General features: G+C 55.9%; 27 protein-coding genes, 1 tRNA gene and 1 rRNA gene. 13 read left to right on the top strand and 16 right to left on the bottom strand.

What is annotated here, in order from left to right:
• The first annotated feature begins 63 nt into the window (after positions 1-63).
• Positions 64-179, top strand: a 5S ribosomal RNA gene (rrf, locus tag ACJ69_RS15215).
• A 236-nt stretch (positions 180-415) separates the two neighbouring features.
• Here the strand turns inward: rrf and ACJ69_RS15210 are convergent.
• A tRNA-Phe gene (locus ACJ69_RS15210) sits at positions 416-491 on the bottom strand.
• A gap of 169 nt (positions 492-660) precedes the next feature.
• On the opposite strand from ACJ69_RS15210, the gene ACJ69_RS15205 reads away from it, so the two are divergent.
• Both ACJ69_RS15205 and ACJ69_RS15200 read left to right on the top strand, forming a co-directional pair.
• Entirely contained in the window at positions 661-1,506 is an 846-nt protein-coding gene (locus ACJ69_RS15205) for an AraC family transcriptional regulator (protein ID WP_029742108.1), read from the top strand.
• 36 nt (positions 1,507-1,542) lie between these two features.
• Positions 1,543-2,133: a LysE family translocator gene (locus ACJ69_RS15200; RefSeq protein ID WP_059347274.1), complete on the top strand. Its 591-nt coding sequence runs from the start codon at positions 1,543-1,545 to the stop codon at positions 2,131-2,133.
• Here ACJ69_RS15200 and ACJ69_RS15195 read toward each other — a convergent pair.
• The 5 genes from ACJ69_RS15195 to aspA form a co-directional block, all read right to left on the bottom strand.
• Positions 2,130-2,705, bottom strand: coding sequence for a transcriptional regulator (locus ACJ69_RS15195; RefSeq protein ID WP_023310110.1), 576 nt, complete (start codon positions 2,703-2,705; stop codon positions 2,130-2,132). The two genes, ACJ69_RS15200 and ACJ69_RS15195, sit on opposite strands and share 4 nt — an antisense overlap.
• Positions 2,706-2,754: 49 nt before the next feature.
• Positions 2,755-4,446 carry a protein-disulfide reductase DsbD gene (locus ACJ69_RS15190; protein WP_059347273.1) on the bottom strand — a complete coding sequence of 564 codons (1,692 nt, stop codon included), beginning with the start codon at positions 4,444-4,446 and terminating at the stop codon, positions 2,755-2,757.
• Entirely contained in the window at positions 4,422-4,745 is a 324-nt protein-coding gene (cutA, locus tag ACJ69_RS15185) for a divalent cation tolerance protein CutA (RefSeq protein ID WP_014168278.1), read from the bottom strand. Before cutA ends, ACJ69_RS15190 begins: the two co-directional genes overlap by 25 nt.
• Positions 4,746-4,858: 113 nt before the next feature.
• A complete protein-coding gene (locus tag ACJ69_RS15180; RefSeq protein ID WP_023334226.1) occupies positions 4,859-6,160 on the bottom strand; it encodes an anaerobic C4-dicarboxylate transporter in 1,302 nt (433 codons plus the stop codon).
• Between the two features lie 115 nt (positions 6,161-6,275).
• A complete protein-coding gene (gene aspA / locus ACJ69_RS15175; RefSeq protein ID WP_003855923.1) occupies positions 6,276-7,712 on the bottom strand; it encodes an aspartate ammonia-lyase in 1,437 nt (478 codons plus the stop codon).
• A 335-nt stretch (positions 7,713-8,047) separates the two neighbouring features.
• Between aspA and ACJ69_RS15170 the strand changes: the two genes are divergently transcribed.
• Entirely contained in the window at positions 8,048-8,512 is a 465-nt protein-coding gene (locus ACJ69_RS15170; protein WP_023616652.1) for an FxsA family protein, read from the top strand.
• A 24-nt stretch (positions 8,513-8,536) separates the two neighbouring features.
• Here ACJ69_RS15170 and yjeH read toward each other — a convergent pair whose 3' ends face one another.
• The gene (yjeH, locus tag ACJ69_RS15165) at positions 8,537-9,787 is read right to left on the bottom strand and encodes an L-methionine/branched-chain amino acid transporter (RefSeq protein WP_059347272.1); all 1,251 of its coding nucleotides are present in this window, start codon (positions 9,785-9,787) and stop codon (positions 8,537-8,539) included.
• A 179-nt stretch (positions 9,788-9,966) separates the two neighbouring features.
• Here yjeH and ACJ69_RS15160 point away from each other — a divergent pair, with 179 nt between their 5' ends.
• From ACJ69_RS15160 to ACJ69_RS15150, 3 genes are all read left to right on the top strand, one after another.
• Positions 9,967-10,260, top strand: a complete 294-nt coding sequence (locus ACJ69_RS15160; protein WP_003855929.1) for a co-chaperone GroES — start codon at positions 9,967-9,969, stop codon at positions 10,258-10,260.
• Between the two features lie 31 nt (positions 10,261-10,291).
• Positions 10,292-11,935 (top strand): chaperonin GroEL, encoded by a 1,644-nt coding sequence (groL, locus tag ACJ69_RS15155; protein WP_029742112.1) that lies wholly within the window; start codon positions 10,292-10,294, stop codon positions 11,933-11,935.
• A gap of 134 nt (positions 11,936-12,069) precedes the next feature.
• Positions 12,070-12,423 (top strand): DUF4156 domain-containing protein, encoded by a 354-nt coding sequence (locus ACJ69_RS15150; RefSeq protein ID WP_023310115.1) that lies wholly within the window; start codon positions 12,070-12,072, stop codon positions 12,421-12,423.
• A gap of 47 nt (positions 12,424-12,470) precedes the next feature.
• Here the strand turns inward: ACJ69_RS15150 and epmB are convergent, their stop codons facing one another.
• Positions 12,471-13,499 (bottom strand): EF-P beta-lysylation protein EpmB, encoded by a 1,029-nt coding sequence (gene epmB, locus ACJ69_RS15145; protein WP_059347271.1) that lies wholly within the window; start codon positions 13,497-13,499, stop codon positions 12,471-12,473.
• Positions 13,500-13,539: 40 nt separating this feature from the next.
• On the opposite strand from epmB, the gene efp reads away from it, so the two are divergent.
• From efp to ecnB, 3 genes are all read left to right on the top strand, one after another.
• Complete coding sequence (gene efp, locus ACJ69_RS15140; RefSeq protein WP_010427766.1) at positions 13,540-14,106, top strand: elongation factor P; 567 nt, start codon at positions 13,540-13,542, stop codon at positions 14,104-14,106.
• A 58-nt stretch (positions 14,107-14,164) separates the two neighbouring features.
• The gene (locus tag ACJ69_RS15135) at positions 14,165-14,296 is read left to right on the top strand and encodes an entericidin A/B family lipoprotein (protein ID WP_024907352.1); all 132 of its coding nucleotides are present in this window, start codon (positions 14,165-14,167) and stop codon (positions 14,294-14,296) included.
• Between the two features lie 108 nt (positions 14,297-14,404).
• Positions 14,405-14,551 (top strand): lipoprotein toxin entericidin B, encoded by a 147-nt coding sequence (gene ecnB, locus ACJ69_RS15130; protein ID WP_003025482.1) that lies wholly within the window; start codon positions 14,405-14,407, stop codon positions 14,549-14,551.
• A gap of 37 nt (positions 14,552-14,588) precedes the next feature.
• On the opposite strand, the gene ACJ69_RS15125 is transcribed toward ecnB, so the two are convergent.
• On the bottom strand, positions 14,589-15,188 hold the full coding sequence (locus ACJ69_RS15125) for a helix-turn-helix transcriptional regulator (RefSeq protein WP_059347270.1): 600 nt from the start codon (positions 15,186-15,188) through the stop codon (positions 14,589-14,591).
• A 261-nt stretch (positions 15,189-15,449) separates the two neighbouring features.
• Between ACJ69_RS15125 and sugE the strand changes: the two genes are divergently transcribed.
• A complete protein-coding gene (gene sugE, locus ACJ69_RS15120; protein WP_006178944.1) occupies positions 15,450-15,767 on the top strand; it encodes a quaternary ammonium compound efflux SMR transporter SugE in 318 nt (105 codons plus the stop codon).
• Here the strand turns inward: sugE and ACJ69_RS15115 are convergent.
• Together ACJ69_RS15115 and ACJ69_RS15110 are read right to left on the bottom strand one after the other, a co-directional pair.
• On the bottom strand, positions 15,764-16,294 hold the full coding sequence (locus ACJ69_RS15115) for a lipocalin family protein (RefSeq protein WP_054829811.1): 531 nt from the start codon (positions 16,292-16,294) through the stop codon (positions 15,764-15,766). The two genes, sugE and ACJ69_RS15115, sit on opposite strands and share 4 nt — an antisense overlap.
• Before the next feature lie 138 nt (positions 16,295-16,432).
• A complete protein-coding gene (locus ACJ69_RS15110) occupies positions 16,433-17,575 on the bottom strand; it encodes a cephalosporin-hydrolyzing class C beta-lactamase ACT-4 (protein ID WP_059347269.1) in 1,143 nt (380 codons plus the stop codon).
• Positions 17,576-17,707: 132 nt separating this feature from the next.
• On the opposite strand from ACJ69_RS15110, the gene ampR reads away from it, so the two are divergent.
• Positions 17,708-18,583, top strand: a complete 876-nt coding sequence (gene ampR / locus ACJ69_RS15105) for a LysR family transcriptional regulator AmpR (protein ID WP_054829812.1) — start codon at positions 17,708-17,710, stop codon at positions 18,581-18,583.
• A 29-nt stretch (positions 18,584-18,612) separates the two neighbouring features.
• Here the strand turns inward: ampR and frdD are convergent, their stop codons facing one another.
• From frdD to frdA, 4 genes are read right to left on the bottom strand one after another with little or no spacing between them, the layout of a single operon-like run.
• Entirely contained in the window at positions 18,613-18,972 is a 360-nt protein-coding gene (gene frdD / locus ACJ69_RS15100) for a fumarate reductase subunit FrdD (RefSeq protein ID WP_000609653.1), read from the bottom strand.
• 10 nt (positions 18,973-18,982) lie between these two features.
• The gene (gene frdC, locus ACJ69_RS15095; protein WP_029739890.1) at positions 18,983-19,378 is read right to left on the bottom strand and encodes a fumarate reductase subunit FrdC; all 396 of its coding nucleotides are present in this window, start codon (positions 19,376-19,378) and stop codon (positions 18,983-18,985) included.
• 10 nt (positions 19,379-19,388) lie between these two features.
• The gene (locus tag ACJ69_RS15090; protein ID WP_023310124.1) at positions 19,389-20,123 is read right to left on the bottom strand and encodes a succinate dehydrogenase/fumarate reductase iron-sulfur subunit; all 735 of its coding nucleotides are present in this window, start codon (positions 20,121-20,123) and stop codon (positions 19,389-19,391) included.
• A complete protein-coding gene (frdA, locus tag ACJ69_RS15085) occupies positions 20,116-21,906 on the bottom strand; it encodes a fumarate reductase (quinol) flavoprotein subunit (RefSeq protein WP_029739891.1) in 1,791 nt (596 codons plus the stop codon). The genes ACJ69_RS15090 and frdA overlap by 8 nt, the downstream gene beginning before the upstream one ends.
• Before the next feature lie 310 nt (positions 21,907-22,216).
• Here frdA and epmA point away from each other — a divergent pair, with 310 nt between their 5' ends.
• A complete protein-coding gene (gene epmA / locus ACJ69_RS15080; RefSeq protein ID WP_024907345.1) occupies positions 22,217-23,194 on the top strand; it encodes an elongation factor P--(R)-beta-lysine ligase in 978 nt (325 codons plus the stop codon).
• A gap of 44 nt (positions 23,195-23,238) precedes the next feature.
• Here the strand turns inward: epmA and mscM are convergent, their stop codons facing one another.
• A complete protein-coding gene (mscM, locus tag ACJ69_RS15075; protein WP_059347268.1) occupies positions 23,239-26,562 on the bottom strand; it encodes a miniconductance mechanosensitive channel MscM in 3,324 nt (1,107 codons plus the stop codon).
• Positions 26,563-26,576 lie beyond the last annotated feature (14 nt).

Here is a 26,576-nt window from a genome sequence, read left to right as displayed (position 1 = left end):
TGTTTCGGCGGACGAGAGACAGACAATCAAATTTCAGCTTTGATACAGATTTAACAGAATTTGCCTGGCGGCTTTAGCGCGGTGGTCCCACCTGACCCCATGCCGAACTCAGAAGTGAAACGCCGTAGCGCCGATGGTAGTGTGGGGTCTCCCCATGTGAGAGTAGGGAACTGCCAGGCATCAAATAGAAGAACCCCGTACCGTAAGGTGCGGGGTTTTTTGCTTTGCGCGCGCAGAAAAGGCCGATAGTGCTGCACTTGCCGGGCCTGCGGGCTCAGTAGGCCGGATAAGGCAAAGCCGCCATCCGGCAACGCAGACCGCACGATCCCACGGCAAAGAGAAACAAGAATACAAAGAAGGGATTTATAAACGCAGAAAAGCAAAAACCCAGCCATAGGCTGGGTTCTTTAAATAGTGGTGCCCGGACTCGGAATCGAACCAAGGACACGGGGATTTTCAATCCCCTGCTCTACCGACTGAGCTATCCGGGCAACGGAGCGCATTAAACCGCAATCACGCTCGATCGTCAACATTATTTCGGGAAAAGCTGTTCAACTGCTTAAGTTTGCGGCAATCTGTCCGCTTTCGCCGTGAAAATGCACAAATCTTCCAGACAGAACCAGTGTAATACGGCAATGCTGAGAGCAAGAGGAGGGCAGTATGGCAAATGACTGGCTTGAACTGCGTCAGCATGCAGATACGGGTATTGAGACGATTAAAGCGCATTTCGAAGGGCATGCCTTTGATCCGCACTGGCATGATAGCTATCTGGTAGGGATAACCCTCTCCGGCACGCAGCAGTTTCACTGCCGCCGTGAGCGTCATCGTAGCCAGCCGGGCGACGCATTTCTCCTCGAGCCTGGCGAGATCCACGACGGTGATGCGCCTGTAGAGGGTGGCTTTACCTATTTGACCTTCTATCTTGATGAGCGCTGGCTTACCCATGCGCTACAGGGGCTCTACGAATCGACTCCAGGGAGTTATTCACTCCACTTTGCCCAAACGCTGACGCGGGAGCCGCAGCTGGTGCGCGCTATCGGTGAGACATTCTCCACCCTGCATAATGACGAGATGAAAATCGTTCAGCAAAGCACAATGGATAATCTGCTCTCCCGGATCACCGCCCACTGCCACTGGCGTAAGAAACTACCGTCGCAGTTACAAAGCGCTGCTGTGGCGCATCGTGCGCGCGACTATCTCTATGCCCATATCGGTGAGAACGTGGGGCTGTCAGATCTTGCGCGCGAGACGGGCACGGATCGCTTTACCCTGACGCGCTGTTTTAAGCGCGAGTTCAACCTGGCGCCCCACGCATGGCTTATTCAGCTGCGTCTGGCAAAGGCCCGACAGCTGCTGGCGCGCGGTGACCAGCCCGTTGATGTGGCTGCCGCAGTGGGTTTTGCCGATCAAAGCCATCTGGGGCGATGGTTTCAGCGTGCTTACCGTATCTCTCCCGCACACTACCGCCGGTTGTGCACAAACCTTCCAGACGTTTCCAAAAAATAACGGCACATTCATGGCTCTAATAAAAAGGAGCCACCTGTGAGTTTGATCCCCTTTCTGCTGTTCGCATTTGTCGCCTCCATTACGCCGGGGCCGACCAATATTCTCGTGCTGACGAACAGCCAGCACTTTGGCGTAAAAAATACCGTACCAGCTATTCTGGGCGGGTGTATCGCGGCCAGTGCGATTGTGCTGGTATCAGGCGCTGGCGCGGGGGAAGTGCTGCGTCAGTACCCTCTGATACGTCAGATAATGAGCTGGGCTGGCGTGCTGTGGCTAAGCTGGATGAGCTGGCAGCTGTTTCGCGCCCCGGCCGCCCGTCTTTCCGCTGAGAACCGTATCCGATTCACCGCTCGGGCGGCGGCGCTGCTGCAGATCGTGAACCCCAAAACCTGGATGATGGCGCTGGCCGTCGTCAGCCTGTTTGCCCCAACTGGCGACCATGCATTGCGGGATATTGCGCTAATGGCGCTATGGTTTCTGCTGATCTCGATAGCCTGCTTGATGTGCTGGGCGTGGTTGGGTAAAGCGGTGAACCGAATTTTTCGCACCACCGTGGCGATGGTGCGGTTTCAGCGCCTGATGGCGCTGTGTCTGCTCGTCTCCGCCTGGGCGGGCATGCTGGCTTAGGTCAGCGCTCCACCCATTCTGCATTGGGCAAAGCGTAGAATATCTTCCGCCAGGCGGTGCGCCGTATCCACATCGGCCTGGCTACGGTTCACCAGCATGCGGCTGAGGCAACCTTCCAGCACCAGCTCCATCTGCTTCGCTACCATCGCCGGGTCATCGACTTCCAGCGTGGTCAGCAGCTCGTGGGTGAAGTCATGCGCCGCCCGTTTTTGCTGCTCCGCCAACTGGTGGATAGGATGGCCTGGGTCGGGAAAATAAGTGCAGGCGGCGATGAACAGACAACCCGGGTAGCGGTTGTTGCTGACGCATTCGGTCAGCGCGGTATAGCGCGCCAGCAGCTTTTGCTCCGCGGTCAGTTCTTCATTCAGCATCAGTTGCCTGCGCCAGATATCAACCTGCTGGCTGAGATAGCGCAGGGCATCATAGAGTAGTGCCTCTTTATCTGGCCAGAAGCGCTTAAGTTCATCCAGAGGATAATCGATACGGTCGGCTACCATCTCAAGCGTGGTGCTGGCGATCCCTTGAATCTCAAGTAGTTGCAGGGCTTGTCCCAGTACGTCTTCACGTTGCACGGTTATCTCCTCCGCTATTCCCAACGGTATGTCCCGTTTAAAGTGTTGTTTACGGTTGGCGATTGCGCAAATGCGCGCTAAATGCCGCCGCATCCATAAACCCGGTTACACGCTGTTCTGGCTGCTCCTGGCCCTGTTGATTGAAGAACAGAATCGTTGGCAGCCCGAGCACGTTAAGCTGCTTCAGCAGAGCCTTATCCTGCGCATTATTGGCGGTCACGTTCGCCTGGAGCAAAACGGTCTCTTTCAGGGCGCTTTGCACCTGCGGATCGCTAAAAGTATATTTTTCAAACTCTTTGCAGGCGACACACCAGTCGGCATAGAGATCGAGCATCACCGCTTTGCCTTTCGCCTCTGCCAGGGCGCTGTTAAGTTCATCCACGTTTTTAATCTGGGTGAAGTTCAGATGCGCTTGCGTCTGACCCACCGGTGTGCCGAACGCCCAGTCCTGCAGAGGGCGTACGCTCACCAGCGCGGCAGCCAGCAGCAGGATTTGCACCAGGCGCATCCATGGCTTCTTCGCCCCCAGGCTGACAATAAACGCCCAGGCAAAGAACGCTACGCCGAGCATCGCCCACAGGCGTAAACCCCAGACGTCCCCGATGATACGCTCAAGGAGGAACACCGGCAGCGCGAGGATGACAAAGCCAAATGCGGTTTTCACCGTCTCCATCCACGGGCCGCTCTTCGGCAGAAGTCGATTACCGAAAACCGTGACCAGAATCAGCGGCAGGCCCATGCCCAGGGCATACAGGTACAACGTTCCGCCGCCGAGCCAAATGTTGCCGCTCTGGGCGATATAGAGCAGGATGGCGCTCAGCGGCGCGGTAGTGCAGGGAGAGCATATCAGCCCGGCAATGGCACCCATCGCGAACACGCCGCCTGCGGAGCCGCCCTGCTGACGGTTGCTCATCAGCGTTAAGCGCGTTTGCAGCGAGGAGGGCAGCTGTAGCGTGAACAGGCCAAACATTGACAGCGCCAACAGCATAAACACCGCTGACAGGCCAATGAGAACATAAGGGTGCTGGAGTGCTGCCTGGAACTGTAAACCGGCAGCGGCAACCACGAGGCCGAGCGCCGTGTAGGTTAGCGCCATTCCCTGCACGTATATAAAGGCCAGCAGCAGGGCGCGTGCGGTGGAAAGCCGTTGCTTACCGCCCAGCACGATGCCAGAGATGAGCGGATACATCGGCAGCACGCACGGCGTAAAGGCAATGCCGATACCGATCAGCAAGGCCCAAAGCGCTGAGAACGGAAGGTCTGTCCGCTCTTCGCTTGTCTCGCCCGAGGGGAGAGGGGAGAAAGCGGCGGCAGCCTTAACTTCGCTAAGCGGCACGACTTTCGTCTCCGGCGGATAGCAGAAACCTGCATCCGCACATCCCTGATAGGTTACCGTCAGCGTCGCGCCTTTATCGGCCTGATTCACCGTCACGGGCACGCTTAAGCGCTGGCGGTAGATTTCACTCTTGCCGTAGAACTCGTCCTCGTGCCACTCGCCAGCGGGCATCTGCAGTGCGCCCACGTTTGCCTGGGCAGGGGTGATGCTCACCTGCTTGCGATAGAGGTAATAGCCCTCTTTCACCTGCCAGGTAAGATAGAGATCGTGCTGGTTTTGCTGAAAGTCGAAAACAAACGCCTGGTCGGCAGGAATAAAGTTCGAACGGCCGGGCGCGTCAAACAACCCGGCAAAAGCTGACGTGCTGCACAGCAGCAGGATCAGCGTAAGGAAGCGTTGAGCCATGAGAGATAGTCGTTATCGCCATGAACCACTGGCAATACCAGCAGCTCCGGGGTTTGGTAAGGATGATGAGATTTGAGGCAGTCCAGGAGTGCCTGCTGATTCGCCAGATTGGTTTTGAGCAACATCTGGACTTCGTACTCTTGCTCCAGCTTGCCTTCCCAGTAATAAAGGGAGGTGGCACCGGGGAGGAGCGTCACGCAGGCAGCCAGTTTTTCGGCCAGCACTTTGGCGGCGAGATCCTGGGCAGAGGCTTCATCAGGGGCGGTACACAGTACGACAACAGCATCAGGCGTGTTCACAAGTCGACCTCCTCATCACGAAAGGCTTCACTATATCACGCAAGGCGGTTGGTCATTAATGAAACGGGCCGCAGAGCGGCCCGATTTTAACTATTTTTACAACCACTCACCGTTTACAGCACCACGCCGCCAATGATAAAGCCGAGGATCACGCAAAGTGAAATGGCGACCACGCCCGGGATCAGGAACGCGTGGTTAAACACATACTTACCGATACGGGTTGAGCCAGTGTCGTCCATCTCCACCGCCGCCAGCAGGGTTGGGTAGGTTGGCAGAACGAACAGGGCAGAAACCGCTGCGAAAGAGGCAATCGCCGTCAGCGGGGTAACGCCCAGCATCAGTGCCGCAGGCATCAGCGCTTTGGTGGTCGCCGCCTGGGAGTAAAGCAGGGTAGCAGCAAAGAACAGCACCACCGCCAGCAGCCACGGGTAGTTGTGCAGCAGGTCGCCAGCGACGGTCTGAATGTCGCTGATGTGCGCTTTCACGAAGGTATCACCAAGCCAGGCTACGCCGAGGACGCACACGCAGGCGCTCATACCGGATTTGAAGGTGCTGGCGTTCAGCACTTCGCTGGTATCAATTTTACAGGTGATGCTAATCAGCGTCGCGATGGTCAGCATAAACACCACAATCGCTTCGTTACGCGGCAGGACCGGGTTCTGGATCAGACCCACGGTATCGCTGATAGCGGTCGCGTAGAACATCACCGCGACAATACCGATCAGGAACAGCAGCACGGAACGTTTTGCGTGCGGCTTCAGCTCGAAGACCTGGCTGCCGCGCAGTCTCACTTCACCCTTGGCGAGGCGTTCCTGATAAACCGGATCGTCTTTCAGTTCGGCGCCGAGGAAGTTACACAGCACGGCAGTGATCATCACCGCAATCAGCGTCACCGGGATACAGATCGCCAGCAGCGTCAGGTAGCTCACGCCCATTGGCTCAAGAATACCGGCGAAGAAGACCACCGCAGCGGAAATCGGTGAGGCGGTAATCGCAATCTGGGACGCGACGACGGCAATAGAGAGCGGACGAGACGGACGGATACCCTGCTCTTTCGCCACTTCGGTAATCACCGGCAGCGTAGAGAAGGCGGTGTGGCCCGTACCGGCGAGAATGGTCATAAACCAGGTCACCAGCGGGGCAAGGAAGGTAATGTATTTTGGATGGCGGCGCAGCATACGCTCCGCCAGGCTTACCAGGTAGTCCATACCGCCTGCCACCTGCATGGCGGCGATAGCGGCAATAACGGCCATGATGATTTCAATAACGTCGAACGGGATTGCGCCGGGTTTAATCTGAAAGATAAGGGTAAGAACGAGCACCCCGAGACCGCCGGCAAAACCGATGCCGATACCCCCGAGTCTTGCTCCCAAATAAATCGCCAACAAGACGATGACGAGTTCTGCTCCAAACATAAGGACCTTCCTTGCTTATTAACAAGTTGATATTGAATTGTTGTATTTTGGTAACGCCTAAAAAGAAAAAAGGCACGTCACAAGTGACGTGCCTTAAGAAGCCTAGCCTGAACGGTTACTGTTCGCTTTCATCGGTATATCGTTTTGCTTTATATGCCGGGTGCATCAAGTTCTGGGCCGAGAAGATATCGTCCAGCTCAGCTTCGGTCAACAGCCCGCGCTCCAGCACCACTTCACGTACGCTCTTACCGGTTTCGGCGCAAATCTTACCGACGATATCACCGTTGTGGTGACCGATGAACGGGTTGAGGTAGGTGACGATCCCGATGGAGTTGTAGACATAACCCTCACAGACTTCTTTATTCGCCGTGATACCGTTAATGCATTTTTCCAGCAGGTTGTAGCAGGCGTTGGTCAGGATGTGGATGGATTCAAACATCGCTTGGCCAATCACTGGCTCCATCACGTTCAGCTGCAGCTGACCCGCTTCAGAGGCCATGGTCACGGTCGTATCGTTACCGATGACTTTGAAGCAAACCTGATTCACCACTTCTGGCACAACCGGGTTCACCTTGGCTGGCATGATGGACGAACCCGCCTGCAGTTCTGGCAGGTTGATTTCATTCAGGCCAGCGCGCGGACCGGAAGAGAGCAGGCGCAAGTCGTTACAGATTTTGGACAGTTTCACCGCCAGACGTTTCAGGGCGCTGTGTACCATGACGTAGGCGCCGCAGTCTGAGGTGGCTTCAATCAGGTCTTCTGCAGGCACAACCGGCAGGTTAGAGACTTCAGCCAGCTTCTGTACCGCCAGCTGCTGATAGCCATCCGGGGTGTTCAGACGCGTACCGATGGCGGTGGCGCCCAGGTTCACTTCCAGCAGCAGCTCGGAGGTGCGCAGCAGGTTTTTGGTCTCTTCGTTCAGCAGTACGTTAAACGCGTGGAATTCCTGGCCGAGCGTCATCGGCACCGCGTCCTGCAGCTGGGTACGACCCATTTTCAGGATATCCTGGAACTCAACCGCTTTACGCTGGAAGCCATCACCCAGCTGGTTGATCGCATCCACCAGTTTCACCACAGAGGCATACACCGCGATACGGAAGCCGGTAGGGTAGGCGTCGTTGGTAGACTGGCATTTGTTTACGTGATCGTTCGGGTTCAGGTACTGGTATTCACCTTTCTGATGACCCATCAGCTCCAGGCCAATGTTTGCCAGTACTTCGTTGGTATTCATGTTGACGGAGGTGCCCGCGCCGCCCTGATAGACGTCAACCGGGAACTGGTCCATGCATTTGCCGTTGTTCAGCACTTCATCGCAGGCCGCGATAATCGCATTTGCCGCGCTTTTAGGAATGGTTTGCAGCTCTTTGTTGGCCAGTGCTGCGGCTTTCTTCACCATCACCATGCCACGGACAAACTCAGGAATGTCGCTGATTTTGCTGTTGCTGATGTAGAAGTTTTCAATCGCTCTCAGAGTGTGGACACCGTAGTAGGCATCCGCTGGAACTTCCCTGGTACCCAACAAGTCTTCTTCGATACGAATGTTGTTTAACATGTGAACCTTCTTTTCAAGCTGCCGATGGATTGTACTAAACACACAGTATTTATGTGGTTTTGAATATTTTCTGGCCGACGATTATTCCCTCAATCAGCCAGATGCTCGAGATCATATGCTGATGATAGCGAATTGCCGTAAGCTGGATCACTTATTATCGAGCCGATTCCATGATAATTATTAATCTGTGAAATGGGTCACCGCTTTAAAATTTCCAAAAAAAATATCCGTGCAAACTGATTGAATTTTCGCTAACCGTCACCATCTCATACAAACGCGCGTCGCGAACACATTCAGACAGGGGCCCGATGGCCTCTGCCACACAGGAGATGCCAGTGCGCTGGATACCGTTTATTGCTTTCTTTCTCTATGTTTACATTGAGATTTCCATTTTCATCCAGGTTGCCCATGTGCTGGGCGTCCTGCTGACGCTGATTCTGGTGATTTTCACCTCCGTCATCGGCATGTCGCTGGTGCGTAATCAGGGTTTCAAAAATTTCCTGATAATGCAGCAGAAGATGGCCGCAGGGGAAAGCCCTGCGGAAGAGATGATCAAAAGCGTGTCGTTGATTATTGCAGGGCTGCTGCTGATCCTGCCGGGGTTCTTCACTGACTTCCTCGGCCTGCTGCTGCTTCTGCCGCCGGTGCAAAAACACCTGACCATGAAGCTGCTGCCGCATCTGCGCTTTAGCCGTATGCCGGGCGGCGGGTTCAGCACCGGGCCGGGCGATACCTTTGAAGGGGAGTATCAGCGTAAGGATGAACAGCACGACCGTTTAGATCATAAAGACGATCGGTGATTTTGTTGCCCGGTGGCGCTTCGCCTACCGGGCCTCCGGGAGCGCACCGCGCTTCGGCAAAAACACCCACAGCCCTGCCAGCATGACAATCGCGTACAGACTCTTCCATCCCACCATCGCCAGCAACAGCAGGCAAAGCACACCCCCGACGACCGCCAGAGCTTTATAGCGACCTTTCAGCAAACGACATCCCGCCAGCATGCACAGCAGGTAGATCATGATGAAAATGCCGTTGGCGTAGACGATGAGCGCGTCCAGATTAATCTTCAGTGCGTAAATACACAGCGTGCTCACCACGCAGCAGCCCAGTACGGCATTCAGAGCATTCAGCGGAAGCTGGCGTTTAGACAGGCGCGCGAGGCGATTCTCTGATTTGTCGAGCGCCTGCGACCACACCAGCCGGGCAAAGCTCTGGATATAAATATTGAGGCTGGCAAAACAGGCGAGATAGCCGATCGCACAGGCGATCCATAGTGCCTTCACGCCGAACAGTTCCACCACGATACCCGGTAGCGATGCCGCGGCGGCGAGATCCGCTCCGAACGCTTGGAAGTGTAAGACCAGCACGGTACACGCCCAATAGACTGTGCCAGCAAGCAGCAGACCTATCATCAGCGCGCGGGGGAAATCGTGTTCAGGCTGCTTAAATTCAGAGGCCAGATGGGCAAAGGCTTCCAGGCCGACAAAACACCAGAACATGACAGAGAGCGCGGCGAAAAGCTGTGAATGGTCGACGTCTGTCACCGCAGGGAAGGGAATTTCCTTGATTGTGATATCGCCCACCCACCAGATAGCGACAACGAGCGCGACAATCAGCACCGCAACCAGCGTCTGCAGGTTGGCGCTGGAGCTGGCGCCGCGAGAGCCTACCCACCAGACGATTGCCAGCGTTCCCAGTTCGGCCAGCAATAACTGCTCGTTATACCAGCCAAACAGCGCCTGACCAAAGCCGGTCGCAATATGCAGCGCCGCAGGTAGGCCAACCGGAATGACGGAAAGAAACAGCCAGCCGGTGACGCGCTGCAGCCGCGGGCCAAAGGCCAGTCCGACAAAGTGCGCCACGCCGCCCGCGCTGGGGAAATGCCGGCCCAGGATGGCAAACACAATGGCTATCGGGAAAACCAATACAATCAGCGCCGGCCACGCCCACAGGCTGTTATTTCCAGCCACCAGCGCCGCCAGCGCGGGTACGGCAAACACGCCCGTACCTAACAAGGAGGTTGAGAGCAGTCCGACGCCCTGCGCCAGCCCCAGCTCCTGCTTGAGTCCACTCATTCACATCGCCCTGCCAGTACCAAAAGAGAGGCGATGGTAACACTTTCGCAAATTTTTTTTTCGACTCCCCCTTGAAGGGGGAAAAAGCTATCCCCATCTCTCAGGGCACTAGTCGGAAAACCGCATGCGGGCCGGCGTCATCCATAACTGATAATGACTTTCTCAAAGGAGAGCTATCAATGAGTATTCGTCCGTTACATGATCGTGTGATCGTCAAACGTAAAGAAGTTGAAACCAAGTCTGCTGGCGGCATCGTTCTGACCGGTTCTGCAGCAGCCAAATCAACGCGTGGCGAAATCATCGCTGTCGGTAAGGGCCGCATCCTGGAAAACGGAACTGTGCAGCCACTGGACGTTAAAGTTGGTGACATCGTAATTTTCAACGATGGCTACGGCGTGAAATCCGAGAAGATCGACAATGAAGAAGTGTTGATCATGTCCGAGAGCGACATTCTGGCAATTGTTGAAGCGTAATTTACGCACGAGAATTTGAGGAAATAAGAACATGGCAGCTAAAGACGTAAAATTCGGTAACGACGCTCGTGTAAAAATGCTCCGCGGCGTAAACGTACTGGCAGATGCAGTTAAAGTGACTCTGGGCCCGAAAGGCCGCAACGTAGTGCTGGATAAATCCTTCGGCGCGCCAACCATCACCAAAGATGGTGTTTCTGTAGCACGTGAAATTGAGCTGGAAGACAAGTTCGAAAACATGGGCGCGCAGATGGTGAAAGAAGTTGCCTCTAAAGCGAACGACGCTGCAGGTGACGGTACCACCACCGCGACCGTACTGGCGCAGGCAATCATCACCGAAGGTCTGAAAGCCGTTGCTGCGGGCATGAACCCAATGGATCTGAAACGCGGTATCGACAAAGCCGTCACTGCCGCTGTTGAAGAACTGAAAGCGCTGTCCGTACCGTGCTCTGACTCTAAAGCCATTGCTCAGGTTGGTACCATCTCCGCTAACTCCGACGAAACCGTAGGTAAACTGATCGCTGAAGCGATGGACAAAGTCGGTAAAGAAGGCGTGATCACCGTTGAAGACGGTACCGGTCTGGAAGACGAACTGGACGTGGTTGAAGGTATGCAGTTCGACCGCGGTTACCTGTCCCCATACTTCATCAACAAGCCAGAAACAGGTGCTGTTGAGCTGGAAAGCCCGTTCATCCTGCTGGCTGACAAGAAAATCTCCAACATCCGCGAAATGCTGCCAGTACTGGAAGCCGTTGCGAAAGCAGGCAAGCCTCTGGTTATCATCGCTGAAGACGTTGAAGGCGAAGCGCTGGCGACCCTGGTGGTTAACACCATGCGCGGCATCGTGAAAGTGGCTGCTGTTAAAGCACCTGGCTTCGGCGATCGCCGTAAAGCGATGCTGCAGGATATCGCTACCCTGACCGGCGGTACCGTGATCTCTGAAGAGATCGGTATGGAGCTGGAAAAAGCGACCCTGGAAGACCTGGGCCAGGCGAAACGCGTTGTGATCAACAAAGACACCACCACCATCATCGACGGTGTGGGTGAAGAAGCCGCTATTCAGGGCCGCGTGGGTCAGATCCGTAAGCAGATCGAAGAAGCGACTTCCGATTACGACCGTGAAAAACTGCAGGAGCGCGTAGCGAAACTGGCTGGCGGCGTTGCGGTAATCAAAGTCGGTGCAGCTACCGAAGTTGAAATGAAAGAGAAAAAAGCACGCGTTGACGATGCCCTGCATGCGACCCGTGCTGCGGTAGAAGAAGGCGTGGTTGCTGGTGGTGGTGTTGCGCTGGTGCGTGTTGCCGCTAAACTGGCAGGCCTGACCGCACAGAACGAAGATCAGAACGTGGGTATCAAAGTTGCGCTGCGCGCAATGGAAGCCCCTCTGCGTCAGATCGTTTCTAACGCCGGTGAAGAACCATCTGTTGTGACCAACAACGTGAAAGCGGGCGAAGGTAACTACGGTTACAACGCGGCAACTGAAGAATACGGCAACATGATCGACTTCGGTATCCTGGATCCAACTAAAGTGACCCGTTCTGCTCTGCAGTACGCGGCATCTGTCGCTGGCCTGATGATCACCACCGAGTGCATGGTAACCGACCTGCCTAAAGGCGATGCACCTGACTTAGGTGCTGCTGGCATGGGCGGCATGGGCGGTATGGGCGGCATGATGTAATCGTGCGTTCTACGTCGTAGAATGTGAAAAACCCCCGGGCAGAAATGCTCGGGGGTTTTTCTTTTGGTCATCTTTTAGGTATAAGATTTACACACGGACAACTACTGTCCAGCTTATTGAAAACGAGGAATAACATGCGCGTAAAAGTCTGTGCAGGGATTGTAGGGGCAGCATTGCTGCTGGCGGGTTGTAGCTCCAGCAATGAGCTGTCGGCAGCGGGCCAGGGCGTTCGCTTTGTGGAAGATAAGCCTGGCAGTGAATGCCAGCTGTTAGGCACGGCAACCGGTGAGCAAAGTAACTGGATGTCAGGTCAGCATGGCGAAGAAGGTGGCTCGATGCGCGGTGCGGCGAATGCCCTGCGTAACCAGGCTGCGGCTATGGGCGGTAACGTGATTTACGGCGTGAGCAGCCCAACGCAGAGTATGCTGTCCAGCTTCGTGCCGACCGCGAGCCAGATGAACGGCCAGGTCTACAAGTGCCCAAACTGATTGCCTTTTTCCCTCTCCCTGTGGGAGAGGGTTAGGGTGAGGGGAAACTAGCACTGCCGCAGCTGCAAATCCAGCGGCGTCTTGCTCGGCTCTCCGCCAATCTCGCGTGCCAGCTTCGGCACCATATAGCCTGAAACCAGCGTTAACAGTTCGCGCATAATCTGCCGGGCTTCTTCATCCGTCACCATGAAATGGGCCGCGCCCTGAACGCGATCCAGCACGTGCAGGTAATAGGGCATCACGCCCGCATCAAACAGGGCATTACTCAGGTCAGCCAGCACGCGGGCGCTGTCGTTCACGCCGCGCAGCAGCACGCTCTGGTTCAGCAGCGTCACGCCCGCTTTACGCAGACGCGCCATCGCCGCGCGAAAGTCATCATCAATTTCGTTCGCGTGGTTGATATGGTTCACCAGCAGCACCTGCAATCTTGACTGCTCCAGGCGTGACACCAGGCCGCCAGTGACACGTGCCGGAATGACAATCGGTAAACGGCTGTGAATACGCAGACGCTTTACGTGCGGAATGGCTTCAAGCTGGGTCAGCAGCCAGTCCAGCTCATGATCTTTTGCCATCAGCGGGTCACCGCCGGAAAAAATAATCTCATCCAGCTCCGGATGGGCGGCGATATAGTCCAGCGCGACCTGCCAGTTGCGTTTATTGCCCTGGTTTTCGGCATAGGGGAAGTGCCGACGGAAGCAATAACGACAATTTACCGCACAGCCGCCTTTTACCAGCAGCAGGGCGCGGTTGAGATACTTGTGCAGTAAACCCGGCACCACGCTGTTCTGCTCTTCCAGCGGATCGGTGCTATAACCCTGCGCGGTGACAAACTCATCCTGCGAAGTAAGCGTTTGTTTTAAAAGTGGATCGTCGGGGTTGCCTTTCTCCATTCGCGCCACAAACGCACGGGGAACGCGCAGGGCGAAAAGGCGCTTTGCCTCGCGGCCTGCAAGCAACTCTGGGTGCTGATCGAGGTCTAAAAGACGCAGCAATTCATCAGGACTGGTGATTACATCGGCAAGTTGCGATAACCAATCTTCTCTGGACGGGGTGTTTAGGGTTACAATATGCGCCATTTTGTGGCTTAGCTACCAGTTAACAAATTTAGAGGGCCTTATGGCAACGTACTATAGCAACGATTTTCGTGCTGGTCTTAAAATCATGATGGACGGCGAACCGTACGCGGTTGAAGCCAGCGAATTCGTTAAACCAGGTAAAGGCCAGGCATTCGCACGCGTTAAGCTGCGCCGTCTGCTGACCGGTACCCGTGTTGAGAAAACCTTCAAGTCTACTGACTCCGCTGAAGGCGCTGATGTTGTTGATATGAACCTGACCTATCTGTACAACGACGGTGAGTTCTATCATTTCATGAACAACTCCACTTTCGAACAGCTGTCTGCTGACGAGAAAGCGGTAGGTGATAGCGCTAAATGGCTGCTGGATCAGGCTGAGTGCATCGTGACCCTGTGGAACGGCCAGCCTATCGCTGTGACCCCACCAAACTTCGTTGAACTGGAAATCGTTGAAACCGATCCAGGTCTGAAAGGTGATACCGCAGGTACCGGCGGTAAACCAGCCAAACTGTCTACCGGCGCAGTGGTTAAAGTTCCACTGTTCGTACAGACTGGCGAAGTGATCAAAGTGGATACCCGCTCCGGCGAATACGTGTCCCGCGTGAAGTAATTTACGTCATGATTGAAGGCGCAGCGCCCGCTGCGCCTGATTTTTGCAGGCAGGGATGATGAAACGTACCGTTAAAATTCTGCTTCTGTTAGCGCTTTCCAGCGCATTGCTTTCCGGCTGTAACACCACCCGTGGGATGGGACAAGATATCCAGGATCTCGGTCATATCATTTCTCACGCCGCCAGCTAAGTTCGTCTAATTTTCCTAAAAATGCTTCCTTTTCCGTCAACCGGCGGGATCTTGTCTATCCTTAAGTTGCTATACACAAAACAACTTTGGCTATAAAAGGAAGATATTATGGTTAAGAAAACAATTGCAGCGATCTTTTCAGTCCTGGTACTTTCTTCAGTGTTAACGGCCTGTAATACCACGCGTGGCGTCGGTCAGGATATTTCTGAAGGTGGTAGCGCAATCTCTGGTGCGGCAACTAAAGCTCAGCAGTAATTAACATACGGTACGAGACCAGCCGGGTTTCGTACCGTCAGCTTTCTGATTCCTGCAGGGATAAGAACGGAGAAAAACGCGTATCCATATGCAGTTTCATGCGGATATTGCGTTTATAGGTATAGACCGTTTTTCCGTTGATACTCAGGTGAGCGGCAATTTTTTGATTGCTCGCGCCATCCATCCACAATGTCAGCACTTTCTCTTCCTGTCGGGTCAGCAAGGGGGCAGCCGCCGTTGGCCTGTCAGCGCTGGCGCGCGAGATTAATGCGTCGTTGATAATCGTTGCCACTTCTTCGAGACTGGCGTTTTTCAACAGCGACGACCACACCGGGAACTGTCCGAGCCAGTCGGTCATGCCGCTGTCCTCTCCCGATTGCAGCAAAATAAACGGTAATCGTTCACTGGCGCTCAGCAACGACGAGAGCTGCTGAAAATGATGAATATCCTGCCTGAAGCCGTAAAGATCGGCGATAACCAGCGTGGGTTTCCATTGCAGAATGTACTCCCTGGCAAGGAACAGATTATTTAACCCGGTCACAACGTAGTGTCCCGGGAACAAACCGGAATGATTGAGCCATGCTTCAAACCCCGTGCGGGTGAAGTGACAACGGTCAATCAAGAGAATTTTGAACATATGTTATTCGCAGTCGGCTAGTGGTTTGGCTTCCTGCCATCAGAAAGCACATCATCATAGAGAAGTCGGATGAGTGCTAAATGCCGGAACTACGCGCCATACTGCGGCTATTTCTTGCCTTAACGTGTTCAGCAAAAAATGATTGAAAAAAAATAGCACGCTAACCACAATATGGGGCGTAATCTCTGCCTTACGGGACGACCCGTAAGCGTTTCTTTCACCGGGGACGGCCCCAGCTTGTATTAAGTTAAGGAGCCTGAAATGTCCTGGATCATTCTTTTTATTGCTGGCCTGCTCGAAGTGGTATGGGCAATTGGTCTCAAGTACACCCACGGATTTACCCGCCTGACGCCCAGCGTCATAACCGTCACCGCGATGATCGTGAGTATTGTCCTGTTATCCTGGGCAATGCGCTCGCTGCCTGTAGGAACGGCTTATGCCGTCTGGACGGGCATTGGTGCGGTGGGGGCCGCCATCACCGGCATTCTGCTGCTGGGAGAGTCAGCGAGTCTGGCGCGTATCGCCAGCCTCGCCTTGATTGTGGCCGGGATCATTGGGCTGAAGCTCAGCACCCATTAATGGGGTTGTTTTACCCAGATGAGTTTTGACACATCAAACCCTTGCCGGGTCGCGACGTCCAGCATCTGCTGTTTCATTTCTGACGAAATAGTTGGCGTGCGGGAAAGTATCCACAGATAGTCGCGATCCGGTCCGCAGACCAGCGCGTGACGGTACTCTCTGTCGAGCGCGATCACGTTATAGCCGCCATAAAACGGGCCAATGAACGAGACTTTGAGCGCGGCCCGTCGCGGGTCGCCCGTGAAGTACGCTTTCCCAATCGACTGTTGCCACATCCTCCGGTCGGGATTATAGCCCCGGTTGATCACCTGAATACCGCCATCGTCCATCGGACTGTAATTCGCAGTGACCTTCTCTAAGCCCTGCTCAAAACGATGGTCGAGGCGCGCGATTTCATACCATGTTCCAAGGAAGCGTTGTGCATCAAAAGGCGTGACGACGGTAACGCCTGGCGGTGGGGTAGGGGAACTACAGGCAACCACTAAAAACGCGGCTGTCACCGCAGCGATAACAGGCAGAATGCGCATAGGAGTTTCCTTACTGTTTTTTTGTTAAGTGTAGATGACGGCAAGGAAAATGTGGTTTTTGTGCGGTGTGTTTCGCCGGATGGCCACCCCTGGGATTTTGTAGGCCGGGTAAGCGTTAGCGCCACCCGGCAATGTTTACTACAGCGCGCTCAAAATACGGTAAGCCGCCTCAACGCGTGCTGGGTTGGGATAGCTTTTATTCGCCAGCATCACAATGCCGAGCTGCTTTTCAGGAATAAAGGCCACGTAGCTGCCAAACCCGCCGGTAGAGCCTGTTTTATGGACCCAGGACGCGTTGACCGGAGGCGCCGGAGGATTCACTTCTCTTGCGGGCAGCGGTGCCAGTGCCACCTTATTGTCGCTACCTTCAACCACGGTTTTGGCATCGACCGGCCAGTTAAGCATTTCCCAGCCTAACCCCTGATACATGGCCCCTACGCGCCAGTAGCGAGACTGCGCCAGGGCAATGCCTTGCCTGAGTGAATTATCCTGAAGGGAGTCCGGCTTCATGTTGACCATCACCCAGCTTGCCATATCCTGCACGTTGGTTTTTACGCCATAGGCTTCAGCGTCCAGCATGCCTGGCGAAACGTGTACCGCTTTACCGTCGCGGTATCCCCAGGCGTAATGCGCCTCTTCCGCTTTCGGAACGTTAATCCACGTATGGTCCAGCTTGAGCGGCTTAAAGACCCGCGTCGTTATGGCCTGTTCATAGCTCATGCCGGAAGGTTTGACCGCCAGCGCGCCAAAAAGGCCGATGCTGGTATTGGCGTAAAGACGCGTGGTACCCGGCTTCCACTGCGGCTGCCAGTTTTGATAAAAGCGCAGCAGAGAGGCGTTATCCGCGACCTCATCCGGTACCTGTAACGGCAGACCGCCTGCGGTATAGGTTGCCAGATCCAGCATGCGGATCCCCTGCCACTGCTTGCCCGTCAGCTCAGGCCAGTATTTTGTCACCGGATCGCCCAGCGATATTTCACCCCGAGCAATGGCATCGCCACCCAGTACGCCGGTAAAGGTTTTACTTATAGAACCCAGTTCGAACAAGGTTTGTGGGGTGACAGGTTTGTTCGCCGCAACATCGGCTTTACCGAAGGTAAAGTAGTGCGGCTGGCCCTGATAAATCACCGCCACCGCCATACCCGGAATGGCCTGCGCTTTCATCAGCGGCGTAACGGTCCGTTCCACCACCTCAGCCAGCTGTTTTTCTGACATCGGTGCAGCCAATACCGAGCAGGAGGTGCTGAGCAGCAGGGCGCAGCAAAGGGATTTAGTCATCATCAGTTATCTTCCGTAATAGCAGTTCAAGGGAGTGTCCGGGCCCGTCAGACCGCTGTAGTCTGTTGGATTTGACTATGGCTGACAAACGGTTAAATTTAGCATTAGCTGTTAATTTTTCTAACGGACGAGACCATGACGCGCAGCTATCTCCCTCTTAATTCCCTGCGGGCGTTTGAAGCGGCTGCCAGGCATCTCAGTTTTACTCATGCCGCCATCGAGCTGAACGTCACCCATTCCGCGATTAGCCAGCACGTCAAGGCGCTGGAGCAGCACCTTAATTGCCAGCTGTTTGTCCGCGTTTCGCGAGGGCTGATGCTGACCACCGAAGGCGAGAATTTGCTGCCGGTGCTGAATGACTCGTTCGATCGCATCGCCGGAATGCTGGATCGTTTTGCCAGCCAGCGCGCTCAGGAGAAGCTTAAAGTAGGTGTGGTAGGGACTTTTGCCACGGGTGTTTTATTCTCGCTGCTCGCGGACTTTCGCCGCTGCTATCCGCATATTGATCTTCAGCTTTCCACCCATAACAATCGCGTCGATCCGGCGGCCGAAGGGCTTGATTACACTATTCGCTACGGTGGCGGCGCGTGGCATGGAACCGATGCTGAATTCCTTTGCCCTGCGCCGCTGTCTCCGCTCTGTACACCTGACATAGCCTCAGTTCTCAAAAGCCCGGCAGATATCCTGAAGTTTACCCTTCTGCGCTCCTACCGGCGCGACGAGTGGGCTGCGTGGATGCAGGCAGCGGGTGAACATCCTCCCTCGCCGACGCACCGGGTGATGGTGTTTGATTCGTCCGTGACCATGCTGGAAGCCGCGCAGGCAGGCGTAGGGATTGCGATTGCGCCTGTCGACATGTTTACCCATTTACTCAGCAGCGAGCGCATCGTGCAGCCGTTTGCAACGCAGATTGACCTCGGCAGCTACTGGCTCACAAGACTACAGTCACGGACAGAAACGCCCGCAATGCGCGAGTTTGCCCAGTGGCTGGTGGGGAAGATGCAGAAATAAAAGGCCCGCCGGATCGCGGGCCTGAAGCGTCAGATGGTGACCACGGCAATCAGCGTCACCACGGTCAGGATGGTCGCCAGACCGTAGAACACCCATTTTCCGCTCGGGACATGGATTTTCAGGTCATGCATCGCATGGTGAATACGGTGCAGACCACACCACAGCGGCAGGACGATCATCAGGAAGATGAACACGCGGCCGATAAAGCTGCTCGCGAACGCCAGCACGCGCTCGTAGCTCAGCGCATCGCCCGGGAACAGCCCCAGCGGCAGCATAATGCCTACCAGCAGGATGATGACGGGGGCGATGATGGCACTCCACATGCCGCCTGCGCCAAACAGGCCCCAGAAGACCGGCTCGTCAGAACGTTTTGGATTTGGATTGATCACAGGTGTCTCCTTACCAGAACAGTGCGACAAACAGAATGACCACAGTGACCAGAATCGTCACTGCCCAGAGCCCTTTAATTACCGGCTCTGGCCCCATTTTCTCGCCTTTTACGATGATGTTCGCTGCTTTTGGCGCCAGCTCAAACCAGGTTTTGGTATGAAGCAGCGCGGCCGCGAGCACGATCAGGTTCAGAACAACAATGATCGGGTTTTGCAGGAAACCGACAAAGCTGGCCCAGGCTTCCGGGCCATGCTTGAGGGCAAAAACGCCGTACATCAGCTCAAGGCTGAACCAGACCGCCGGTACCGCCGTGCCTTCACGCAGCATGTAGAAGCGATAAAACGGCAGGTTTTTCCACCAGGTGGACGGCACAGGCCGCACATAGGCTTTGCGTTTAGTCGTCATCATGCACTCCTTAGCGTGGTTTCAGGGTAGCGATAAGAAAGTCTTTCGAGCTTTCCACTTTACCCTGTTGAATAGCGGCGGCCGGGTCGACGTGCTTCGGACAAACTTCGGAGCAGTAACCCACAAAGGTACAGCTCCACACGCCGTTCTGGCTGTTAAGCTGCGCCATACGTTCTTTTTTACCGTGGTCGCGGCTGTCCTCGTTATAGCGGTGCGCCAGGGTAATGGCGGCCGGGCCGATGAACTCCTTGTTCAGGCCAAACTGTGGACAGGCTGCGTAGCACAGGCCGCAGTTGATGCAGCCGGAGAACTGATGGTATTTTGCCATCTGCGCCGGCGTCTGGGTATTCGGCCCCTGATCCGGCGTGCGCGGATTACCGATGATGTACGGCTTAATGGCTTCCAGGCTTTCGATAAAGTGGGTCATATCGACCACCAGATCGCGTTCAATCGGGAAGTTGCCCAGCGCTTCGACCTTAATGCCTTTGGTGTACTCGCGCAGGAAGGTCTTACAGGCCAGCTTCGGCACCTTGTTGACCATCATGCCGCAGGAGCCGCAGATGGCCATGCGGCAGGACCAGCGGTAGCTCAGGTCTGGCGCCAGGTTGTCTTTGATATAGCCGAGCGCATCCAGCAGGGAGGTTTGCTCGTCATAAGGGACTTCATAGAAAGCGCTGTGCGGTGCGGCGTCCACTTCCGGATTGTAGCGCACCACTTCAACCTTCATTTTTTGCATCTCAGCCATTCGCCTTCTCCTTCTTCTCGGCGGCTTCTGCTTCTGCACCGTACACGCGTTTAGCCGGCGGCAGCGTGGTGATTTTTACGTCGCTGTAGTCCAGACGTGTGGTGCCATCTGCATCGCGCCAGGCGAGAGTGTGTTTCAGGAAATTGACGTCGTCACGTTCGGTACAGCCTTCGTCCAGACGCTGGTGGGCTCCACGCGACTCTTTACGCGCCAGCGCAGAATGCGCCATACATTCCGCGACGTTCAGACCGTGGCCCAGCTCGATGGTGTAGAGCAGGTCGGTGTTGAATACGCTGGAGGTATCGGTGATGCGCACGCGCTTGAAGCGCTCCTGCAGTTCCGCCAGCTTGTCGACGGTTTTTTGCATCAGCTCTGGCGTACGGTAAATACCGCAGCCTTCTTCCATCGACAGACCCATCTCGTCACGGATCTTAGACCAGTTCTCGTTACCCTCCTGGTTCACCAGATCTTTCAGGCGTTTTTCAACGTCTGCGACCTGCGCATCCAGCGCGGCACCGTTGGCTTCGCCTGAGGTCGCCGCCCGCTCCATGGCGCGCTCGCCCGCCATGCGGCCAAAGACGACCAGCTCTGCCAGAGAGTTAGACCCGAGACGGTTGGCGCCGTGCAGACCCACGGAGGAACACTCGCCGACGGCGAACAGGCCTTTAATACGGGTTTCGCACTGCTGGTCGGTTTCGATCCCGCCCATGGTGTAGTGCGCGGTTGGACGCACCGGAATCGGCTCTTTCACCGGGTCGACGCCGACGTAAGCTTTTGCCAGCTCGCAGATGAACGGCAGACGTTCCAGCAGTTTCTTCTCGCCAAGGTGACGCAGGTCGAGATAGACCACATCGCCGCGCGGCGTGGAGATAGTGTTGCCTTTGCGCCACTCGTGCCAGAAGGCCTGAGAGACTTTGTCGCGCGGGCCGAGTTCCATGTATTTATTCTTCGGTTCGCCGAGCGGGGTTTCCGGGCCCATGCCGTAATCCTGCAGATAGCGATAGCCGTTTTTGTTGACCAGAATACCGCCTTCACCGCGGCAGCCTTCCGTCATCAGAATGCCGGAACCCGGGAGACCGGTTGGGTGATACTGCACGAACTCCATATCGCGCAGCGGTACGCCGTGGCCGAGCGCCATGCCCATGCCGTCACCGGTCACGATGCCGCCGTTGGTGTTATAACGATAAACGCGACCCGCACCGCCCGTTGCCATCACTACCGCGTTGGCGCGGATCTGGACAAGCGTGCCTTCCATCATATTCATCGCCACCAGGCCACGCGCCTGTCCGTCATCAACCAGAATGTCGAGGACGAAATGTTCATCGAAGCGTTGAATTTGTGGGAACTGGAGGGAGGTCTGGAACAGGGTATGCAGCATGTGGAAGCCGGTTTTATCGGCGGCGAACCAGGTGCGTTCAATCTTCATTCCGCCAAAGCGGCGAACGTTGACGCTGCCGTCCGGACGGCGGCTCCACGGACATCCCCACTGTTCAAGCTGGGTCATTTCCGTTGGACAATGATGCACAAAGTAGTCAACGACATCCTGTTCGCAAAGCCAGTCGCCCCCTGCAACCGTGTCGTGGAAATGGTATTCAAAGCTGTCATGATCCTGCGCAACGGCGGCGGACCCTCCTTCTGCTGCCACTGTGTGACTACGCATTGGATAGACTTTTGAAATCAATGCGATTTTAGCGTTGGGATTAGCTTGTGCTGCAGCAATCGCAGCACGTAATCCAGCCCCGCCAGCGCCTATTACGGCAAGATCGGCTTGAAAAGTTTGCACGACATTCCTCCAGATTTTTGTTATTTCGCAACGCGACAAACTAAAGGTAGTTCACCCGTCCAAAAGGACGATTGCGAAAGCGTTTCCACTGCTCCTTTATGGGTAAAACAGTATAACCGTGTAGATGTCAGGGAAATTTGACGTGTTCGATTTTTTTGCTGTTCTGTACGGCGATTTATCATGAGGATTGATGAAATACGTCACGAAAAAGTTCACCTAAATGAAATGCGCTTTTTTACTGCGCAAAATTTGTCTCTGCCCCTGCTAACGAGTAGACTTCGTGCCCTTGTCTGAAATCGGAGAACAACTCATGAGCGAAACGGCCACCTGGCAGCCGAGCGCATCCATCCCTAATCTGTTAAAACGCGCTGCAATTATGGCGGAGATCCGCCGTTTCTTTGCCGACCGCGGAGTCCTGGAGGTGGAAACGCCGTGCATGAGTCAGGCAACGGTAACGGATATTCATCTGGTGCCGTTTGAAACCCGTTTTGTTGGCCCCGGCCACTCTCAGGGCATGAATTTGTATCTGATGACCAGCCCGGAATACCACATGAAACGCCTGCTGGCGGCGGGGTGTGGCCCGGTGTATCAGCTGTGCCGCAGCTTCCGTAATGAAGAGATGGGTCGTCACCACAACCCGGAATTCACCATGCTGGAGTGGTACCGCCCGCATTATGATATGTACCGCCTGATGAATGAGGTGGACGATCTGCTGCAACAGGTGCTGGACTGCTCAGAAGCCGAAACGCTCTCCTATCAGCAGGCTTTCCAGCGCCATCTGGAAATCGATCCGCTGTCGGCGGACAAAACCCAGCTGCGCGAAGTGGCGGCAAAACTGGATCTGAGCAACGTGGCGGATACCGAAGAGGATCGCGACACGCTGCTGCAGCTGCTGTTTACCTTCGGTGTAGAACCGCAGATTGGCAAAGACCGCCCGACGTTTGTCTATCACTTCCCGGCAAGCCAGGCGTCACTGGCGCAGATCAGTACCGAAGATCATCGTGTCGCAGAACGTTTTGAGGTCTATTACAAAGGCATCGAACTGGCGAACGGTTTCCACGAACTGACGGATGCCCGCGAGCAGCAGCAGCGCTTCGAGCAGGATAACCGCAAGCGCGCCGCGCGCGGTCTGCCGCAGCAGCCGATTGATGTTAATTTGCTTGAAGCATTAAAAGCAGGTCTGCCGGATTGCTCCGGAGTGGCGCTGGGTGTTGACCGTCTGGTGATGCTGGCCCTGGGCGCAGAGCAGCTTGGCGATGTGATTGCGTTTACCGTAGATCGCGCCTGACGGCAGTTTACCCTCTCCCGCGGGAGAGGGTTGCACCGTTTATCTTACAAACTTCCCGCCGGGCGCGTACGCGCCGCTGACGTCAGCGTTCTTCCCGTTTTACGCCCGTCCAGGCTTTCCAGGCGCATCTGGAACGGTGGGAACGGCATATCAATACCGTGCTCGCGGAAGCCCGCCAGAATCAGCTGGTGGATCTCATGGCGCAGCGGCATACGGTGTCCCATTTCGGCGGCGTAGATACGCAGCTCGAAAATCTGGATCCCCTGCTGTAAATCCACAAGGAATACTTCCGGCGCCGGGTTGTCGATTACCAGCGAGCAGCGCTCAGCGGCGGTGTAGAGGATCTGGGTGACCTCTTCACTGTTGGCGTCCGACGGTGCCGGTACCGTCAGCACCACGCGGGTAACGGAGTCTGACAGCGACCAGTTGATGAACTGCTCGGTGATAAACGCCTTGTTTGGCACGATGATCTCTTTCCGATCCCAGTCGCTGATCGTCGTCGCACGGGTGTTGATCTTCGTGATGCTGCCGGTCAGATCGCGGATCGTTACGGTATCGCCAATACGGATCGGTTTTTCGAACAGAATGATCAGGCCAGAGATGAAGTTGGCGAAGATCTCCTGTAAACCAAAACCTAACCCTACACCCAGGGCCGCCACCAGCCACTGCAGCTTCGACCACTCAATACCGATCATCGAGAAGCCAACCAGCCCGCCAAACAGCATGATCAGATATTTGGTAATGGTCGTAATCGCATAGCCTGTACCCGGCGTTAAATCCAGATGCTGCAGCAGCGCCAGCTCCAGCAGCGCCGGGAAGTTGCGCACCAGCTGCGTGGTGATGATCAGCACCAGAATGGCAATCAGCACCGCCCCTAAGGTAATCGGCTCCAGGCTCTCAACACCCTGCACCGTCGACGTCACGTCCCACAGAGAGATGTTCTCCAGGAAGCCAAACGCGGAGTGGATCTCTGACCACAGGAAGATGACCGACAGGAGGGCAATCAGCATCAGGATGGAGCGAACCAGGCGCAGGGACTGGGTACTGATGGCATCCAGATCCAGTTCGACCTCGTCCGCTTCCGTTGTGCCTTCCGTACTGTTGACGTGGTTTGGCTCTTCCTCACCCCGCGCGCGCTGGGCGAGAATCTCCGCCCGACGATGCTTGGCTCGGTCAAAGGCCAGACGGCGGCGCTGGATCAGCATCCAGCGGCGGATCACGTGGTACACCACCAGCAGCAGGAACCAGATGGCCACCGAGGTTTCCAGCCGCGCCAGCAGCGCCTGCGCGGTTGCCAGATAGCCCACCGCGGCTGCCAGCATCGCAAACAGCGGCGCGCTAAGCAGCAGGTTCCAGAGCAGCCGGTTGAACATGTTTTCGCCGCTGCCGGATTTATCGAGATAGAGCGGAATACCCGCGCGTTTCAGGCTGAGCGTGACGATGGCCAGCGCCCCGCATATCAGCATAAAGCAGAGGCGGCCCAGCGAGCCTGAGAATTCCCGGTCGTTGAGATTATCGAACATGATCAGCGCCATAATCAGCGGCACAATCAGCCCGATGCTCATCAGGTAGTAACGCATGGCGCGCGCAACGCGATTACGCGGCCAGCCAAAGTGGGTGATAAACAGGCCATTGGGGCGCGCGAAGGTGGCGCAAATCATGACCACCCACAGCAGCGGCACCGTGGCGGTGACGCCATCGCCAATCGCGACCGCGAGCGGATAGGGCCAGGCTTCCCGCAGGCCATACCCCAGCGTCATCCACAGCACCGGCAGCGGGGAGGCGACAAGAATCGACCAGAATACGGTGCGCAACGTCAGCCAGAAGTGATCCTGGGTGACTTTCCCGACCCTGGAGCTGGAACGCTCCAGGAAGCGGGTGAAATGTCTGCGCGAGTAAATGCTGAAGCCAACCAGAATCAACGCCCCCAGCAGCGGGAAAATGGTCTCTTTGCTGGTGAACATCATCACGCTGGCCTGTCCCAGCTGGCTGAAGGTGTCCAGCGAAATCAGGCGTCGCAGGTCCTGGACAATCTCAATCGGCCACGAGAAGGTCATCGGGCGCACGTCGGACGTCCAGAAGAGATAACGGTGCGTAGCCTCGTTCACCTCTTTCAGCGCATCTTCCAGCTGGCTATTGGAGACTTTTAGCTTGGTCAGCTCCAGAATCAGCGTATCCCCGCCCTGGAGAAGAGAGTTCAGCAGTTCACGCTGGGTACGCAGCTGGGCTTCCAGAATACGGTTTTGCTCGCTGGTCAGGGGCTGTCCGTCAGCCTGACGGATCTGGCGGATTTGCGGCTGTTTATTGAGAAGATCTTCAAAGTGCAGGCGCTGAACGCGCAGCTGGGCCATCTCGGTATCCAGCTGCTGCGGCTTCGGCATTTCCGGCAGGCGCGCGACCTGGGCGCGTAACGCTTCGCCCAGCAGGTTTGATGACCCGAGCCACTGGGACTGCTCGCGCAGGGTGTTGAGCGCCTGGCGGACCTGCAGGGTTTGATTGGTCGCCTGACGCTGCTGCGAGGCAACCAGATCCATGCGCTGTGCCTGCTGATTCAGCGCGGCAGAAAGCTCGCGGTTGACCCTGAATTGTTCGTTGATACCGGCAGGCAGGTTTTCGCTGTTTTCCGCCAGCAGTTCGGTACTTTCCAGCGCGCGCTCCGCTTCACGCTGGCGCTGGCTGTTGAGCTGATTGCGCAGGGCCTGGAGATACGCATCCAGCTGCTCGCTCTGCTTCTGAGCGAGTTCAGAGCGCATCCGCGACAGCTCCTGGCGGTTATTGGCGGAAAGCTGCGCCAGCTCCAGCTCATCGACAAGGGCCTTCAGGCGAGCAGATTCTGCCTGCAGGCCCAGATTTTGGGCCTGAGCCTGTGGCGTATTGCCGCTTTGCGTACCCACGCGACGCTCAACTTCATTAAGCTGGCGGCGGGCGTCGGTTTGCTGTTGCGGAAGCTGGCTGAGGGAGTCGGCAATTTCACGCGCTCGCTCCTGCTCCTGCTGGGCAAGTCGGCTCTTTTCCAGAAGCTGGCTGCTGACCTGCAGGATCTCCTGGTTCAGAGCGTCCGAGGTCATGCCTGCGGGCACGTCGCGCGGTTCGTCAGGCAAATTATTGAGCTGCGCGCGCAGCGTCTGCGAGAGTTTGGGGAAGTTGTCGATAACCTGCTGATACTGCTGAGCGCGCTCAAGAGAGCCTTTCCGCTCCTCAAGCGCGTTCAGGGCAGACTGGAGCGACTCGACGGTCTCTGGCTGAGCGGGTTTGGCCGCTTTTGCCTGCTCCAGTTCCTGGGTTATCTGTTTGGCGTCGGGGGCTGTCGCTGCGTACGCCCCCATGCTGAGGCACCAGGCCATCAGTAGAACGATAATCGGGCGCACGTCAGCGATCCTTC

This window comes from Enterobacter asburiae, from assembly GCF_001521715.1.
GTDB lineage: Bacteria > Pseudomonadota > Gammaproteobacteria > Enterobacterales > Enterobacteriaceae > Enterobacter > Enterobacter asburiae.
This window is presented reverse-complemented; position numbering and strand designations above follow the sequence as displayed.

Excerpts from the sequence above, each read along its gene's own strand:
- aspA (WP_003855923.1), bottom strand. The coding sequence starts at position 7,712 with ATGTTAAACAACATTCGTATCGAAGAAGACTTGTTGGGTACCAGGGAA.
- ACJ69_RS15190 (WP_059347273.1), bottom strand. The coding sequence starts at position 4,446 with ATGGCTCAACGCTTCCTTACGCTGATCCTGCTGCTGTGCAGCACGTCA.
- ACJ69_RS15090 (WP_023310124.1), bottom strand. The coding sequence starts at position 20,123 with ATGGCTGAGATGCAAAAAATGAAGGTTGAAGTGGTGCGCTACAATCCG.
- epmB (WP_059347271.1), bottom strand. The coding sequence starts at position 13,499 with ATGGCGCATATTGTAACCCTAAACACCCCGTCCAGAGAAGATTGGTTA.
- yjeH (WP_059347272.1), bottom strand. The coding sequence starts at position 9,787 with ATGAGTGGACTCAAGCAGGAGCTGGGGCTGGCGCAGGGCGTCGGACTG.
- ACJ69_RS15115 (WP_054829811.1), bottom strand. The coding sequence starts at position 16,294 with ATGCGCATTCTGCCTGTTATCGCTGCGGTGACAGCCGCGTTTTTAGTG.
- groL (WP_029742112.1), top strand. The coding sequence starts at position 10,292 with ATGGCAGCTAAAGACGTAAAATTCGGTAACGACGCTCGTGTAAAAATG.
- epmA (WP_024907345.1), top strand. The coding sequence starts at position 22,217 with ATGAGCGAAACGGCCACCTGGCAGCCGAGCGCATCCATCCCTAATCTG.
- frdC (WP_029739890.1), bottom strand. The coding sequence starts at position 19,378 with ATGACGACTAAACGCAAAGCCTATGTGCGGCCTGTGCCGTCCACCTGG.
- ACJ69_RS15135 (WP_024907352.1), top strand. The coding sequence starts at position 14,165 with ATGAAACGTACCGTTAAAATTCTGCTTCTGTTAGCGCTTTCCAGCGCA.
- ACJ69_RS15150 (WP_023310115.1), top strand. The coding sequence starts at position 12,070 with ATGCGCGTAAAAGTCTGTGCAGGGATTGTAGGGGCAGCATTGCTGCTG.
- efp (WP_010427766.1), top strand. The coding sequence starts at position 13,540 with ATGGCAACGTACTATAGCAACGATTTTCGTGCTGGTCTTAAAATCATG.
- ACJ69_RS15110 (WP_059347269.1), bottom strand. The coding sequence starts at position 17,575 with ATGATGACTAAATCCCTTTGCTGCGCCCTGCTGCTCAGCACCTCCTGC.
- ecnB (WP_003025482.1), top strand. The coding sequence starts at position 14,405 with ATGGTTAAGAAAACAATTGCAGCGATCTTTTCAGTCCTGGTACTTTCT.
- ampR (WP_054829812.1), top strand. The coding sequence starts at position 17,708 with ATGACGCGCAGCTATCTCCCTCTTAATTCCCTGCGGGCGTTTGAAGCG.
- ACJ69_RS15180 (WP_023334226.1), bottom strand. The coding sequence starts at position 6,160 with ATGTTTGGAGCAGAACTCGTCATCGTCTTGTTGGCGATTTATTTGGGA.
- sugE (WP_006178944.1), top strand. The coding sequence starts at position 15,450 with ATGTCCTGGATCATTCTTTTTATTGCTGGCCTGCTCGAAGTGGTATGG.
- ACJ69_RS15160 (WP_003855929.1), top strand. The coding sequence starts at position 9,967 with ATGAGTATTCGTCCGTTACATGATCGTGTGATCGTCAAACGTAAAGAA.
- ACJ69_RS15125 (WP_059347270.1), bottom strand. The coding sequence starts at position 15,188 with ATGTTCAAAATTCTCTTGATTGACCGTTGTCACTTCACCCGCACGGGG.
- ACJ69_RS15205 (WP_029742108.1), top strand. The coding sequence starts at position 661 with ATGGCAAATGACTGGCTTGAACTGCGTCAGCATGCAGATACGGGTATT.